The 14876-nt window shown below is 68.9% G+C and carries 14 protein-coding genes; 9 read left to right on the top strand and 5 right to left on the bottom strand.

The features are described from left to right. Positions 1 to 55: 55 nt before the first annotated feature. Entirely contained in the window at positions 56 to 1750 is a 1695-nt protein-coding gene (locus tag AC0LPE_RS13465; protein WP_490604657.1) for an alkaline phosphatase D family protein, read from the bottom strand. 193 nt (positions 1751 to 1943) lie between these two features. On the opposite strand from AC0LPE_RS13465, the gene AC0LPE_RS13460 reads away from it, so the two are divergent. Beyond that, the gene (locus AC0LPE_RS13460; protein WP_145691065.1) at positions 1944 to 2195 is read left to right on the top strand and encodes a hypothetical protein; all 252 of its coding nucleotides are present in this window, start codon (positions 1944 to 1946) and stop codon (positions 2193 to 2195) included. A gap of 204 nt (positions 2196 to 2399) precedes the next feature. Beyond that, a complete protein-coding gene (locus AC0LPE_RS13455) occupies positions 2400 to 2705 on the top strand; it encodes a hypothetical protein (RefSeq protein WP_145691064.1) in 306 nt (101 codons plus the stop codon). 118 nt (positions 2706 to 2823) lie between these two features. Here the strand turns inward: AC0LPE_RS13455 and AC0LPE_RS13450 are convergent, their stop codons facing one another. Both AC0LPE_RS13450 and AC0LPE_RS13445 read right to left on the bottom strand, forming a co-directional pair. After that, positions 2824 to 3147, bottom strand: coding sequence for a hypothetical protein (locus AC0LPE_RS13450; RefSeq protein WP_443209736.1), 324 nt, complete (start codon positions 3145 to 3147; stop codon positions 2824 to 2826). A gap of 36 nt (positions 3148 to 3183) precedes the next feature. Beyond that, the gene (locus AC0LPE_RS13445; protein ID WP_145691063.1) at positions 3184 to 3873 is read right to left on the bottom strand and encodes an MBL fold metallo-hydrolase; all 690 of its coding nucleotides are present in this window, start codon (positions 3871 to 3873) and stop codon (positions 3184 to 3186) included. Positions 3874 to 4004: 131 nt separating this feature from the next. On the opposite strand from AC0LPE_RS13445, the gene uvrA reads away from it, so the two are divergent. Next, a complete protein-coding gene (gene uvrA / locus AC0LPE_RS13440) occupies positions 4005 to 7028 on the top strand; it encodes an excinuclease ABC subunit UvrA (RefSeq protein WP_088899262.1) in 3024 nt (1007 codons plus the stop codon). 97 nt (positions 7029 to 7125) lie between these two features. Here the strand turns inward: uvrA and AC0LPE_RS13435 are convergent, their stop codons facing one another. Then, positions 7126 to 7491, bottom strand: a complete 366-nt coding sequence (locus tag AC0LPE_RS13435) for a DUF1844 domain-containing protein (protein WP_016692782.1) — start codon at positions 7489 to 7491, stop codon at positions 7126 to 7128. Positions 7492 to 7810: 319 nt separating this feature from the next. On the opposite strand from AC0LPE_RS13435, the gene infC reads away from it, so the two are divergent. The 6 genes from infC to pheT all read left to right on the top strand — a co-directional run bounded on the left by infC (position 7811) and on the right by pheT (position 13790). After that, positions 7811 to 8524 carry a translation initiation factor IF-3 gene (gene infC / locus AC0LPE_RS13430; RefSeq protein ID WP_080597679.1) on the top strand — a complete coding sequence of 238 codons (714 nt, stop codon included), beginning with the start codon at positions 7811 to 7813 and terminating at the stop codon, positions 8522 to 8524. Between the two features lie 71 nt (positions 8525 to 8595). Beyond that, entirely contained in the window at positions 8596 to 8790 is a 195-nt protein-coding gene (gene rpmI, locus AC0LPE_RS13425) for a 50S ribosomal protein L35 (RefSeq protein WP_006553978.1), read from the top strand. A gap of 67 nt (positions 8791 to 8857) precedes the next feature. Further along, a complete protein-coding gene (gene rplT / locus AC0LPE_RS13420; protein ID WP_006553977.1) occupies positions 8858 to 9238 on the top strand; it encodes a 50S ribosomal protein L20 in 381 nt (126 codons plus the stop codon). A gap of 38 nt (positions 9239 to 9276) precedes the next feature. After that, a complete protein-coding gene (locus AC0LPE_RS13415) occupies positions 9277 to 10089 on the top strand; it encodes a TrmH family RNA methyltransferase (protein ID WP_490604656.1) in 813 nt (270 codons plus the stop codon). Positions 10090 to 10173: 84 nt separating this feature from the next. Continuing rightward, positions 10174 to 11244 (top strand): phenylalanine--tRNA ligase subunit alpha, encoded by a 1071-nt coding sequence (gene pheS, locus AC0LPE_RS13410; RefSeq protein WP_026061249.1) that lies wholly within the window; start codon positions 10174 to 10176, stop codon positions 11242 to 11244. Between the two features lie 59 nt (positions 11245 to 11303). Continuing rightward, a complete protein-coding gene (pheT, locus tag AC0LPE_RS13405) occupies positions 11304 to 13790 on the top strand; it encodes a phenylalanine--tRNA ligase subunit beta (protein ID WP_088899261.1) in 2487 nt (828 codons plus the stop codon). Here the strand turns inward: pheT and AC0LPE_RS13400 are convergent. Then, positions 13779 to 14846: an Lrp/AsnC family transcriptional regulator gene (locus AC0LPE_RS13400; RefSeq protein WP_088899260.1), complete on the bottom strand. Its 1068-nt coding sequence runs from the start codon at positions 14844 to 14846 to the stop codon at positions 13779 to 13781. The two genes, pheT and AC0LPE_RS13400, sit on opposite strands and share 12 nt — an antisense overlap. Between the last annotated feature and the right edge of the window lie 30 nt (positions 14847 to 14876).

Below are 14876 nucleotides of genomic sequence, written 5' to 3'. Positions count from 1 at the left end.
TACGGAAATCAAATAAATCCCGAATCGGATGCCGGTGGGTGCCACCCGTCCGGGCTCACCTCGACGACTGTTCCTCCGCGCGAGCGGACGGGACCTCGGGCGGCCGACCCTCGGTGGTCAGGGGCACTTCCGCGACGGTCTCGAACAGACGCGGACCCGACGCGATCTCGACGCTTCGCTCGATGGTCAGACGCGCGGCGCGTCCTCGCGTCCGCAGGGTGGCGATCTGGTTCCCGAAGCTCGGACCTGTCACCTTCGACCACGAGAACGACGCCTCGGGAACGGCCGTGACCCGGCCGAGGAGCAGTCGCACGACACGCTCGGCGGTGCTGCTCCACGCTGCGCGGAAGGCGACCCGGACGGCTGCCGGGACGTGGTTGTGCAGGGGCGAACAGGTCAGCTGGTAGACCGCGCCGGCGGTCGGCGTCGCGAATCGGACGCGGGCGGCGTAGGCATGGTGCACGTCGCCCGAGAGGACGCAGATCGTCGCGGGCGCGCGGCCGGACGTTCCGGCGCGACGTCCGGCGGCGACATCCCGCAGCAGCCGTGCGAGTCGCTCGAACGAATCACGGAAGGCCGACCAGTGTTCGAGATCCGCGGCGCGGCGGAGCTTCTCGGCCCAGCGTGCCGGTCGGGCACCGCGCGCACCGGACGCAAGTTTCTCGTCCCACGCCTCGAGGTCGTGCATCGCGCGGGGCAGGAGCCACGGCAGCGACGTGCCGATCAGCAGGTGGTCGTAGTCGCCGTCGGTCTGCTCCTCGATCCAGTCGAACTCCGGATCGGACACCATGTCGCGCCGGTCGGGCGCGAGCACCCGGCCGCACCGCGAATCGATCACCAGCAGACGCACCGGTCCGAAATCACGGCGGTACGACCACCGCACCCCAGCGCTGCCGTCGGCTTCCTCGTCGGCGCCGGACGCGAACGCACGCAGGATCGGTTCGGCGTCCCCGGCACAGTTCCGCACCCGGTCGTAGAGCGGATCCTCATCCAGTTCGGCGGGGGAGAGGTTCCCGATGTGCTGATAGATCCAGTACGACGCCAACGCCCCGACGATGCGTTCCTCCCACCATGCGGAGGCCTCCATCTCCCGGCGCCACGAATAGGAGGTGTTCCAGTCGTCGTGCACGTCGTGGTCGTCGAAGATCATCGAGGTCGGGACGGTCGACAGCAGCCATCGGACGTTGTCCTCGGACCACGACCGGCTGTACAGCCAGGTGTACTCCTCGAAGTCGCGCACCTGGGCACCGGGCGGTTCCGACAGATCGTGACGCTCACCGACCCGTCGCTTCATCTCCTCCGACAATTCGTCGGCGTAGACCTGATCTCCCAGCAGCAACAGCGCGTCGGGCCATTCGTCGATCGGCAGCGAACGCATGCGCTGCGCGTAGGCGACGAGAGCGTCTTTTCCCAGGACGGCTGTCGGTTCCGCGCTCTCCGATGTCACCCGGCACGACCCGAAGGCGAGCACGAAGCCGTCGGGGTCGTCTCCCGCTGTCCTGATCAGCGGCGGTGCAACGCCGGCCGGCGGCCACACGACCCGGCCCTCGAGATCCACTTCGTAGGACGTCACCGATCCGGGGTCGAGGTCTCGGACCGTGACGAGCGCGTAGTGGTGTCCCGCGACCGTCCACGTGTGTTCGGAGCTGCCGAGCACGTGCACCGTGCAGGGCTCGGACGTCTCCACCCAGATCGTGGCGTCCGTGTCGCCGATGTGCCGAAGCACCGGCCCCAGTACGAGATCCGCCACAGTGTCAGGCCTCCGTGCTCGTGCGAGCTCGTCCGGTTTTCGAGCGTACTCGCGGCAGTGGTGCCCAGGAGGATTCCGGCGAACTCCGATCCTCGTTCGACCTCCGGGACTCCGCGACGGGGCGCACCCTGGAACGGACGCCACCGCATCGGCCCGCTCGGGTCGGTGCCGCGTGCTGGAAGGGGGCCCGGACATGACCGACGCGGAGGATCCGACCCGTTGGGATCGGCTCGACGACGAAGAGAAAAGACAGGCGAAGGAGAAGGCCGAGGAGATCGACCGTATGTACGAACCGGGAGCACGACCGACCACGGTCGTGCCGGGCACGAACGGGATGGTCTCGGGAACGGCCTTCGCGGACACGGTGGGCGAGCGCTCGAGCGAGGAGCACGCCGATGCGGGCAGGGGTGAGGAAGGGACCGACAGGGAAAATACTCCCGACTAGACGCCGATCTTCTCCGAGCGACGAGCCCACAGGGAGCGTGCTGTGAACTCGGCTGCGCTTTTCCGGGAGCGTCCTCTGAATGCACCGTCCGAACGGACGTCGACATCTGAAGCGTGGAATGCGGGGCGAGTGACGCTTTCCGACCCGTTCAGGAATTGCCTTCCGGGCGATCGACGCTGGGAGAGCTTCTGACATGATGCGGCGATGACGATGGACCGACTTTTCGTGGAGGAACCTGAAGGCTGGGGATTGCGTGGCGACCCGTATGTGTGGGCCGCACTACGAGAGTATCTGGCCGGAGTTCCTCTTCCTGATGACGAGGTGACGTTGGAAGAGTCGCTCTTCTCGGCCTTCACGGCGGTCGTGGGCTCGGACCTGCGAACTGAGCCGGCGGAGCGGGTGTATCGGGAGGAGTTCGCTCACGGCGGCATGTCGAGCGGCCACGTTCATCTGCCGACATGGCGGGATTCTCTGATCCCGCTGTTGGTGAGTAGGGGACGACCGGCCTGAGCGACGGCGTAGGCAGGATCGCCACCTCAGCGGGAGTCCCGACATCACCGGTCGAAGATCTCAGTGTCGACGTGGCCGAACGGGAGCGACCTGGGTGGGTGTGCTCGGCTGTCGCAGGCTAGGGCTCGTACCGAGTGCCGTCGGGTCCGATCCAGGCGCTGATCCTGTCCCCGTGGGCTGCGATCGCACACCATGCGGTCTTCGGTGTGCCATAGCCGAGGCCGTTCCAGTGCTTGTTGTCCGTCACGAACCAGGTGTCCTGCTCGAACGACGAGAGGGACGTCAGGGCGTTCGGATCCGGCCACCGGATGTTCGCATCCATCAGCTCGACGGCCCATCCGGACATGTCCGCATCCGCCGGGTCGACGATGACGTACCGCATGCCGTCGACGTCCGAACAGAGGGTGAACGGCGGCGGCACGTCATCGCGATCGGAGTGCACGGGGGCTCCTGCCTCTGCGGGCCCGGTACGGGACCGTCACCAACCCCGCTCGCGCCACTCGCCGAGATGCGGACGCTCGGTTCCGAGGGTCGAGTCCTTGCCGTGTCCGGGGTAGAAGATCGTCTCGTCGTCGAACCGGTCGAAGATCTTGGACTCGACGTCGCCGAGGAGCGATCGGAAAGCGTCGTCGTTCGGCGTCTTGCCGACCCCGCCGGGGAACAGCGAGTCGCCGGTGAAGATGTGCGTGCGACCCGTGCCCTGTTCCGTGAGGACCAGCGCAACCGACCCCGGAGTGTGCCCTGAGAGGTGGATCACCTCGAGATTCAGCTCACCGATCTGCACGGTGTCGCCCTCGGTCAGGATCCGGTCGGGCTGCACCGGCAGGGGACCGGCGTCGAGCTCGTGCGCGGCGGTCGGCACACCGGTCTCGGCGGCGACCCGCTCGAGGCCCTGCCAGTGATCCCAGTGCTGATGGGTGGTGACGATCAGTTCGAGCTCCGGCGCATTGTCGCGGAGGAACTGCACGAGACGGTCGGGTTCGTTTGCGGCGTCGATGAAGACGGACTTGCCGGTGGCGTCGTCGGTGACGAGATAGGTGTTGTTGTTCATCTCGCCGACGGCGAGTTTGACGATGCTCGCTCCGGGAATCCTTCGGCGTTGCGCGGGTCCGCCGGGAGTGACGTCGCCGGTGTAGGTGTCCTCGATGATCACGGGCTGCTGCGTCATGCAGCCAACCTACCTTCGCGTGCACGCGCGTGAGCCCCGGGCGCGCGGTGTTCGTCACGGAAACGTGTCGGTACCCGCGCCTACCATGGCTGAGGGCCGAACTCCGGCCTTGTCTACAGGAAGGATGTGGCGTGGCAGACCGCCTGATCGTGCGTGGAGCCCGGGAACACAACCTGCGTGGTGTCGACCTGGACCTGCCGCGCGACAGTCTGATCGTTTTCACCGGACTGTCGGGTTCGGGCAAGTCGAGCCTCGCGTTCGACACCATCTTCGCCGAGGGGCAGCGGCGCTACGTCGAGTCGTTGTCGGCCTACGCTCGCCAGTTCCTCGGACAGATGGACAAGCCGGACGTCGACTTCATCGAGGGCCTGTCGCCCGCGGTGTCGATCGACCAGAAGTCCACCAACCGCAACCCGCGGTCCACCGTCGGCACCATCACCGAGGTCTACGACTACCTGCGTCTGCTCTATGCGCGTGCCGGCACCCCGCACTGCCCGGTCTGCGGTGAGCAGATCTCCCGGCAGACGCCGCAGCAGATCGTCGACCAGGTGCTCGAGATGGAGGCCGGGGCCCGCTTCCAGGTCCTCGCACCCGTCGTGCGCACCCGCAAGGGCGAGTTCGTCGATCTCTTCGAGCAGCTGACCATCCAGGGCTACTCCCGTGTGCGCGTCGACGGGGTCGTCCACCCCCTGTCGGATCCGCCGAAGCTGAAGAAGCAGGAGAAGCACGACATCGAGGTCGTCGTCGACCGCCTCGCCGTCAAGCCCAGTGCCCAGCAGCGCCTCACCGACTCCATCGAGACCGCGCTGCGGCTCGCCGAGGGTGTCGTCGTGCTCGACTTCGTCGATCGCGAGGAGGACGCCCCCGACCGCGAGCGCCGGTTCTCCGAGAACCTGGCGTGCCCGAACGCGCACCCGCTGTCCATCGACGAACTCGAACCTCGGTCGTTCTCCTTCAACTCGCCCTACGGCGCGTGCCCCGAGTGCGCGGGTCTCGGCGTGCGCAAGGAGGTCGATCCCGATCTCGTCGTGCCCGACCCGGATCTGAGCCTGGCCGACGGCGCGATCGCGCCCTGGTCGATGGGTCAGAGCGCCGAATACTTCGGCCGACTGCTGTCCGGCCTGGCCGACGCCCTCGAATTCGACATCGACACCCCGTGGCGGAAACTGCCCGCCAAGGTGCGCAAGGCCGTGCTGGAGGGCAGCACCGAGCAGGTGCACGTGCGCTACAAGAACCGCTACGGCCGCGTCCGCTCGTACTACGCCGAGTTCGAGGGTGTCATGCCGTTCCTGCACCGCCGCCTCGAGCAGTCCGAGTCCGAGCAGGCCAAGGAACGCTACGAGGGCTACATGCGGGAGATCCCGTGCCCGGCCTGCGCCGGTGCCCGCCTTCGTCCCGAGATTTTGGCCGTGACGGTCAGCGCGGGCGACTTCGGTGCGATGTCCATCGCCGAGGTCAGCGACCTGTCGATCGCCGAGTGCGCACGCTTCCTCGACAGCCTCGTCCTCGGCGCGCGCGAGGCCGCGATCGCCGGGCAGGTCCTCAAGGAGATCCAGGCCCGACTCGGCTTCCTGCTCGACGTCGGACTCGACTACCTCACCCTCTCGCGTGCCGCGGGCACCCTCTCCGGTGGTGAGGCCCAGCGCATCCGTCTCGCCACGCAGATCGGTTCCGGTCTCGTCGGCGTGCTGTACGTGCTCGACGAGCCGTCCATCGGTCTGCACCAGCGCGACAACCGTCGTCTCATCGACACCCTCACGCGACTGCGCGATCTCGGCAACACGCTCATCGTCGTCGAGCACGACGAGGACACCGTCCGCGCCTCCGACTGGGTCGTCGACATCGGACCGCGCGCGGGCGAGCACGGCGGGAAGGTCGTCCACAGCGGCACCTACAAGGAACTGCTCGACAACCCCGAATCGCTTACCGGTGCCTATCTGTCCGGACGCGAGGAGATCGAGATCCCCGCGCTCCGGCGACCGATCGACAAGGGTCGGCAGGTCACCGTCGTCGGTGCCCGCGAGAACAACCTGCGCGAGATCGACGTGTCGTTCCCGCTCGGCGTTCTCACCTGCATCACCGGTGTGTCCGGCTCCGGGAAGTCGACACTCGTCAACGACATCCTCGCCACCGTAATGGCCAACAAGCTCAACGGCGCGCGGCAGGTCCCCGGACGGCACACCCGCATCAACGGACTCGACCAGCTCGACAAGCTCGTCCAGGTCGACCAGTCGCCGATCGGCCGCACCCCGCGGTCGAACCCGGCCACCTACACCGGTGTGTTCGACAAGATCCGCAGCCTGTTCGCGTCCACCACCGAGGCGAAGGTGCGCGGCTACCAGCCGGGCCGGTTCTCCTTCAACGTCAAGGGCGGCCGGTGCGAGGCGTGCTCGGGCGACGGCACGCTGAAGATCGAGATGAACTTCCTGCCCGACGTGTACGTGCCGTGCGAGGTATGCCACGGCGCCCGCTACAACCGCGAGACGCTCGAGGTGCACTACAAGGGCAAGACCATCGCCGAGGTGCTCGACATGTCGATCGAGGAGGCCGCGGAGTTCTTCCAGCCGGTCACCTCCATCCACCGCTACCTCAACACGCTGGTGGAGGTCGGTCTCGGTTACGTCCGCCTGGGCCAGCCGGCGACAACCCTGTCCGGTGGTGAGGCGCAGCGCGTCAAGCTCGCCGCCGAGCTGCAGAAGCGCTCCAACGGGCGCACCGCGTACATCCTCGACGAGCCCACCACGGGTCTGCACTTCGAGGACATCCGCAAGCTGCTCGGGGTCATCAACGGTCTGGTCGACAAGGGCAACACCGTCATCGTCATCGAGCACAACCTCGACGTCATCAAGACCGCCGACTGGATCATCGACATGGGTCCCGAGGGTGGTTCCGGTGGCGGCACGGTGGTCGCGGAGGGCACTCCGGAGGAGGTGGTCACGGTGGAGGAGAGCTACACCGGACGCTTCCTCGCGGAGATCCTCGACGGGCGGACCACCGCGCCCGCTCCGGCGCCGGCGCGCAAGCGCGCGGCGAAGACGACCAAGGCTGCCACGACCAAGGCCTCCGCGGCGAAGACTGCCGGGACGAAGACCGCCGCCGCGAAGACGGCGGCGAAGGCGAAGACCACCAAGAAGAAGGTGGCCGCCGCGAGCTGACGAGTCGAGCCGCCCACCTCAGCGGTGGGCGGCTCGGTCGCGTCGATGATGAAGTCGGGCTGTGGATCGTGACGTAGGCGAAAAGTGCCGGTTCGGCTCAGTAGACCGGGCCGGTGTACTTCTCGCCCGGGCCCTTGCCGGGCTCGTCGGGCACGGCCGACGCCTCACGGAAGGCGCGCTGCAGGGCCTGCAGCCCTTCGCGCAGCGGACCGGCGTGCGGACCGAGATATTCCACCGATGATGTGATCAGGCCGGCGAGTGCGGTGATCACGCGGCGGGCTTCGTCGAGGTCGCGTCGTGCGCTGCTGTCGGGATCCTCGTCGGCGAGACCGAGCTTCTCGGCAGCCGAACTCATGAGCATCACGGCTGCGCGGCTGATCACCTCGACGGCCGGGATGTCGGCGAGCTCGCGCACATCCTCTGCCGCAGCGTCCTGATCGGGGGTCTCGGGAGCATCCGTCATAGCGTCGAGCATAGGGTTGCGCCGCTCCTCGCCGACCGCGCGGGTGGGGCGCCGACGCGCCGATTCGTCGTCGACGTGGCTTTTTGTTAGACTTGATCCCACGACCGCCCGCGGTGATCCTCCGTGGGCAGCAAAGTGGAGTCCGACTCCCACCTCTGGCGGCACATCGATGCAGCTCAGGGGTCCGGTCCTCCGGGTGCGGAAGCCCCGGACGTCCGCCCTTCATCGGGCGGTGCGGATCATCCGGCGCGAGCCGGGTGGCCGTCGACCGGTCGGTATCGGACCCCGCGTGGAGCCTCGGCACCACAGCGGGGTCTTCTTGTCGAGGAGTAGGGCCACGTGCTGCGGTGCGGTCAGACCGACCACACCGCTCTACCTAGGAGGCCCCATCAGCGCTGAGACCCGCATCAACGAACGCATCCGAGTTCCCGAAGTCCGACTCGTCGGACCCGGCGGTGAACAGGTCGGAATCGTGCGTGTTGAAGATGCCCTCCGCCTGGCAATCGAAGCCGACCTCGACCTCGTCGAGGTGGCACCCGACGCCCGGCCGCCGGTCTGCAAGATCATGGACTACGGCAAGTTCAAGTACGAAGCCGCGCAGAAGGCGCGCGAATCGCGCAAGAACCAGCAGCAGACCGTGATCAAGGAGCAGAAGCTCCGTCCGAAGATCGACGACCACGACTACGAGACCAAGAAGCGCAACGTCGTGCGCTTCCTCGAAGCCGGTTCGAAGGTCAAGGTCACGATCATGTTCCGCGGCCGCGAGCAGTCGCGCCCCGAACTCGGATTCCGGTTGCTGCAGCGCCTCGGCGCCGATGTGGCCGAGCTCGGTTTCATCGAGACCAGTCCGAAGCAGGACGGCCGGAACATGACGATGGTGCTGGCCCCGCACAAGGGTGCGAAGACCCGCGCGAAGGCTCAGGAAGCCGCGCAGGCCGCACCGGCGAAGTCCGCTCCGCGCCCGGCAGCCTCCGCAGCCCCGTCCACGGAGTCCGCGCCGGCTCCCGAGACGGGCGACGCCCAGAGCAACTAGCCCGCTCAGGCAGCACATCCGGTGCTGTCCGTGAGCACCGATGTACGCACACGACAAGAACTGAGGACTCCATGCCCAAGTCGAAGACCCACAGCGGCACCGCGAAGCGATTCAAGGTGTCCGGTAGCGGAAAGGTCCTGCGCCAGAAGGCGGGTCGCCGCCACCTGCTCGAGCACAAGTCCTCGCGGGTGACGCGTCGCCTCGACGGCAAGGCCGTCGTCGCCGATGCCGACGCTCCGCGCGTCAAGCGCATGCTCGGGCTCTGAGCCTCTCCGACCGATCCATCCGGGGACACCTCGTTCGTCCCCCGAACTCTGACAGGACACATAACCAGTGGCACGCGTGAAGAGGGCCGTCAACGCCCAGAAGAAGCGTCGTTCGATTCTCGAGGCCTCGAAGGGCTACCGCGGACAGCGCTCGCGCCTGTACCGCAAGGCCAAGGAGCAGCAGCTTCACTCGCTGACCTACGCCTACCGCGACCGTCGCGCCCGCAAGGGTGATTTCCGCAAGCTGTGGATCAGCCGCATCAACGCTGCTGCCCGCGCCAACGACATCACCTACAACCGCTTCATCCAGGGCCTGAAGGCCGCCGGTGTCGAGGTGGACCGCAAGATCCTCGCCGAGCTCGCCGTCTCCGACGCCGAGGCCTTCGCCGGCCTCGTGGCCGTCGCCAAGGCTGCCCTGCCGGCCGACGTCAACGCTCCGGCTGCCTGAGTGCTGCCCTGAGCTACGACAACATCCAGGAACGACCCGTGGACACGCTCACCGAGCGCACACCACGGGTCGTTTCTGCTGTGAAACTGCTCCGGACCGCCGAGCGTCGCAAGACCGGGCGGTTCCTCGCCGAGGGTGAGAACTCCGTCACCGAGGCGCTCGCCGCCGCCCGCGTGCACGAACTGTTCGTCACCGAGGCGGCCGCCGCCCGGTACGCGACGGTCGTCGACGAGGCACACCGCAAGGGTGTGCGCGTGGGGATCGTCACCGAGCGGGCCGCTGCCCGGCTGTCCGACACCGTCACCCCGCCCGGCCTCGTCGCCGTGTGCGACACCCTCGACGTGCCGCTCACCGAAGCGGTGACGCCGCGGTCGCGGCTCCTCGCCGTGCCCGTCGCGGTCGCCGAACCCGGCAACGCCGGCACCCTCATCCGCGTCTCCGACGCCGTGGGCGCCGACGCCGTGGTCCTCGCCGGCGACAGCGTCGACCCGCACAACGGCAAGTGCGTGCGCTCCTCGGCCGGCAGCATCTTCCATCTGCCGGTCGCGCGCGAACGCGACACCGACCGGGTGCTGGCCACGCTCGCCGAGGCCGGCGTGCAGATCCTCGCGACGGCCGCCGACGGGGAGATCGACCTCGACGACGCCGACGAGTTGCTCGCCGCACCCACCGCGTGGCTGTTCGGCAACGAGGCCCACGGACTCGACCCGCAGGTCGCCGCCCGCGCCGACCACCGCGTCCGCATCCCCATCCGCGGACGCGCCGAATCGCTCAACCTCGCCACCGCCGCCTCGATCTGCCTGTATGCGAGCGCGCGGGTGCAACATCGGGCCGCTCGGCCCATCACATAGGATTTCCCCGTGCTTCCGCGGCCTCCGGCCCGGACCGCACCTACCGAGATCACCCGTTCGTCCGAAGAAGGAGATGCACCGGTCGTGGCCAAGAAAGAGGGCGGCACCCCGCCGGCAGTCGATCCGAGCGCCCTGACCGAGGACGCGCTCACCGCCGCCGAGAAGTCCGCGATCGACGCGTTCGCCGCTGCGACCGACCTCGACGAACTCGCCCAGGCGAAGATCGACCACCTCGGCGACAAGGCGCCCATCTCCCTCGCCAAGCGCGCCCTCGGCTCGCTGCCCGGCAACGAGCGCGCCGACGCCGGCAAGCGGGTCAACGCCCACCGCACCGCCGTGCAGGCCGCCTTCGACGACCGCAAGGCCGCGCTGCAGGCCGAGCGCGACGCCGCGGTCCTCGTCGCCGAGGCCGTCGACGTCACCCTGCCCGCGACCCGCCGCGCGCTCGGCGCCCGCCACCCGATCTCGATCATCTCCGACGAGATCGCCGACGTCTTCGTCGCGATGGGCTGGGAGGTCGCCGAAGGCCCCGAAGTCGAGACCGAGCACTTCAACTTCGACGCCCTGAACTTCCTGCCCGACCATCCGGCGCGCACGATGCAGGACACCTTCCACATCGCCCCGGAGGGCTCGCGGCAGGTGCTGCGCACCCACACCTCGCCCGTGCAGGTCCGCACCATGCTGCACCGCGACATCCCGATCTACGTCGTGTGCCCCGGCCGCACCTTCCGCACCGACGAACTCGACGCCACCCACACCCCGGTCTTCTCGCAGGTCGAAGGCCTCGCCGTCGACAAGGGCCTGACCATGGCGCACCTGCGCGGCACCCTCGACGCGTTCGCGCGGGCGCTGTTCGGTCCGGAGACCCGCACCCGGATGCGTCCGAACTACTTCCCGTTCACCGAACCGTCCGCCGAGGTGGACGTGTGGTTCCCGAACAAGAAGGGTGGTGCCGGCTGGGTCGAGTGGGGCGGCTGCGGCATGGTCAACCCCAACGTGCTCCGGGCCTCGGGCATCGACCCCGACGTGTACACCGGGTTCGCGTTCGGCATGGGCCTCGAACGCACCCTGCAGTTCCGCAACGGCATCCCCGACATGCGCGACATCGTCGAGGGCGACGTGCGCTTCACCCTGCCGTTCGGCGTGCAGGGCTGAGAGCCCGCTCCCGACACCGACTCCACCGACCGACGACCGAACGAAAGAGCTGAGCACAAGTGCGAGTAGCGCAGTCCTGGCTGACCGAGATCCTGCAGCGCGCCACCCCGGAGTGGAACGTCACCGCCGAGGAACTCGACGCGGGATTCGTCCGGGTCGGACTCGAGGTCGAGGACATCGAGACCCTCGGCCGCATCGACAACCTCGTCGTCGGACGTGTCGTGGAGATCACCGAGCTCACCGAGTTCAAGAAGCCCATCCGCTTCTGCAAGGTCGACGTCGGTGAGGACGAACCGCGCGGCATCGTGTGCGGCGCCCGCAACTTCGCCGAGGGCGACCTCATCGTCGCCGCCCTGCCCGGCGCCGTGCTCCCCGGCGACTTCGCCATCGCGTCGCGCAAGACCTACGGGCACGTCTCCGACGGCATGATCTGCTCGCTGTCCGAGCTGGGCATCGGCAAGGACCACTCCGGCATCCTCGTGCTCGAGCCCGGCACCGCCGAACCCGGCACCGACGCCAACGATCTGCTCGGCCTCGGCGACACCGTCATCGAACTGAACATCACCCCCGACCGCGGATACTGCTTCTCCGTCCGCGGACTCACCCGCGAACTCGCGTGCGGCTTCGACCTCGAATTCGCCGATCCCGCGGCCGTGCCGGCGCTGCCGTCCGACGGCGGCGAGGCCTACCCGATCCGGCTCGAACCCGAGACGAAGGCCACCCGGTTCGCCGCGCGGCGCGTCACCGGCATCGACCCGAAGGCCGTCACCCCGTGGTGGATGCAGCGCCGCCTGCACACCGCCGGTGTCCGCCCGATCTCGCCCGCGGTCGACGTGACCAATTACGTCATGCTCGAGCTCGGCCAGCCGCTGCACGCCTTCGACGCCGCCACCCTGCAGGGTGAACTGGTCGTGCGGCGCGCCCGGGCAGGGGAGAAGCTCACCACCCTCGACGGTGTCGAGCGCGACCTCGATCCCGAGGACGTCGTCATCACCGACGACTCCGGGGTGATCTCCCTCGCCGGCATCATGGGCGGCGCCACCACCGAGGTCGGCGACAGCACCACCGATGTGCTGCTCGAGGCCGCCACCTGGGATCCGCTCGCCGTCTTCCGCGGCAACCGCCGGCACAAGCTCAGCAGCGAGGCCGGCAAGCGCTTCGAACGCACCGTCGATCCGGCCCTGGCCCGCGCCGCGCTCGACCGGGCCGCGAGCCTGCTCGTCGAGATCGCCGGTGGACAGGTGGAATCGACCCTCACCGACATGGTCGTGCCCACCGAGAGCCCGACGATCCGCATGGACATCGACCTGCCCGACCGCATGGCCGGGGTGAGTTACCCGAACGGCACCGCCGCCCGCCGCCTCACACAGATCGGGTGCGCGGTCGAGGTCGGCGTCGGCGAGGACGGCCACGGCCAGCTCGTCGTCACCCCGCCGACCTGGCGTCCCGACCTGCGTCAGCCCGCCGACCTCGTGGAGGAGGTGCTGCGCCTCGAAGGTCTCGAGCAGATCCCGTCGGTGCTGCCAACCGCCCCCGCCGGTCGTGGTCTGACGGCCACGCAGAAGCGTCGCCGCGCCGTCTCCCGTGCCCTCGCCCACGACGGCTACGTCGAGGTGCTCGCCCCGGTGTTCCTGCCGGCCGGTGTGTTCGACACCTGGAAGCTCGACGCCGACGACCCGCGACGGGTGACCACCAAGGTGCTCAACCCCCTCGAGTCCGACCGTCCGGAGCTGGCCACCACGCTGCTGCCGGGTCTGCTCGAGATCCTCGGCCGCAACGTCTCGCGCGGACAGCGCGACCTGTCGCTCTACGCGATCGCGCAGGTCGTGCAGCCCACCTCCGAGACGAAGCCGGTCGACCTGCTGCCGGTCGACCGTCGTCCCACCGACGACGAGATCGCCCTGCTCGAAGGGTCGCTGCCGAAGCAGCCCGTCCATGTCGGTGGTGTGCTCGCCGGATTGCGCGAACCGGCCGGTCCGTGGGGCACGGGCCGCGCCGCCGATGCCTTCGACGCCTTCGCCGCCGCGGAGACCGTCGCACGCGCCGCCGGGGTGCGCCTCGAGCGCCGCGCCGCGCAGTACCTGCCGTGGCATCCCGGCCGCTGCGCCGAACTGCTCGTCGACGGGGTCGTCGTCGGCCACGCCGGCGAACTGCATCCCGCGGTGATCGAACGGGCCGGCCTGCCCGCCCGCACGTGCGCCTTCGAACTCGACCTCGACGCGTTGCCGATCGTGGAATCGCTTCCGGCGCCGGTGGTCTCGCCGTTCCCGGCGGTCCTGCAGGACGTCGCCGTCGTGGTCGACGCGGACGTGCCGGCCACCGACGTCGAGAGCGCCCTGCGCTCGGGTGGCGGCGACCTGCTCGAGGACATCCGTCTGTTCGACGTCTACCAGGGCGCCCAGCTGGGGGAGAACCGCAAGTCCCTCGCATTCGCGCTGCGTTTCCGCGCTCCCGATCGCACCCTCACCGAGGACGAGGCCAGCGCCGCCCGCGAGGCGGCGGTCGCCGCCGCGGCCACCGCGGTCGGTGCCGAGCTACGCGCCTGAGACGACGCCCGCGTCCCCGCCCGGCAGCCACACGTCGGGCGGGACCGTGGTGACCTTGCGGCCCGCACGGTCGAGGATGTGCCCGGCGAGCTTGTGAATGCGCAACACCAGCACCCGGTCCCGCACGGTCAGGTCCGGGCATCGTGCGAGCAGCCGGGCCTCGAAGTCCGGGACCTCGGCGGGGGAGTGCAACCACGCCTGCACCACGAGGTTCGCGGCGCCGACGACGGCGAAACAGTTGCGCACCTCCGGCTCCCGGCTCACCACCCGCCCGGTGGTGGTCAACCGCTCCACGGGCACCGTGCACCACAACGTGACGAGCACCGCGAAACCCGCTGCGGGATGCGCGAACTCGCACCGTAGGCCGACGACGTCTGCGGCCAGCAATGCCTCTACCCGGCGTTTGACCGTTGCCGCTCCGGCCCCGGCGATCTCCGCGAGGGTGCGCATCGGGGTGCGGCCGTCCACTGCCAGCGCCGACAGGATCGCGCGATCGGTGGCGGAGATCGCCGTGCGTCCGCGCCGCTCACCTACCCGCCGCGAGCCCGAGGTCAGTTCCCCTCGCTCGCCCGGCCCGAGCGCGTTCAGTCGCCACGCCCCGCCCTCGGTGAACCACTCCGAGACCACGTGGGTGCGGATCGACGCGACGCCGGGCAGTTGTGCCAGGTCGTCGACGACCAACCGGGTCATCTGCTCGTAGGTCGCGGTCGCGGCAGTGACGAGCAGGTCGGCGCCGGCCGACGGCACCTCGACGGTCACCGCGTGCGGACGCCCGGTCATCACCTCGGTCACCGATCTCCTTGCGCCGGGTGCCATGGTGATCTCCAGTAGCGCGGTGGTCACCTGCGCGAGGATGCGCGGCCCCGGGGTGATCGTGGTCCACGCCAGACGTTCGCGTTCGAGGCGGCGCCAGTGCCGGGCCACCGTGGCGGCATCGAGACCGAGCGGACCGGCCAGCGCATCCCACGTGGAGCGCGGAGACCACTGGAGCGCATTGATAATTCTCAGGTCGATTTCATCGATCGATCGCGAAGTTCCGTACTCGGAATCGTCCATTTCGTCATTATCCTGCAAAATCCGTGCCGA

The sequence above is a fragment of the Rhodococcus sp. S3 genome, from assembly GCF_058211795.1.
The sequence above is the reverse complement of the archived record's forward strand: the minus strand, read 5'-3'. Positions and strand labels throughout refer to the sequence as shown.

Excerpts from the sequence above, each read along its gene's own strand:
- AC0LPE_RS13400 (WP_088899260.1), bottom strand. The coding sequence starts at position 14,846 with ATGGACGATTCCGAGTACGGAACTTCGCGATCGATCGATGAAATCGAC.
- AC0LPE_RS13460 (WP_145691065.1), top strand. The coding sequence starts at position 1,944 with ATGACCGACGCGGAGGATCCGACCCGTTGGGATCGGCTCGACGACGAA.
- rpmI (WP_006553978.1), top strand. The coding sequence starts at position 8,596 with ATGCCCAAGTCGAAGACCCACAGCGGCACCGCGAAGCGATTCAAGGTG.
- AC0LPE_RS13455 (WP_145691064.1), top strand. The coding sequence starts at position 2,400 with ATGACGATGGACCGACTTTTCGTGGAGGAACCTGAAGGCTGGGGATTG.
- AC0LPE_RS13435 (WP_016692782.1), bottom strand. The coding sequence starts at position 7,491 with ATGACGGATGCTCCCGAGACCCCCGATCAGGACGCTGCGGCAGAGGAT.
- AC0LPE_RS13445 (WP_145691063.1), bottom strand. The coding sequence starts at position 3,873 with ATGACGCAGCAGCCCGTGATCATCGAGGACACCTACACCGGCGACGTC.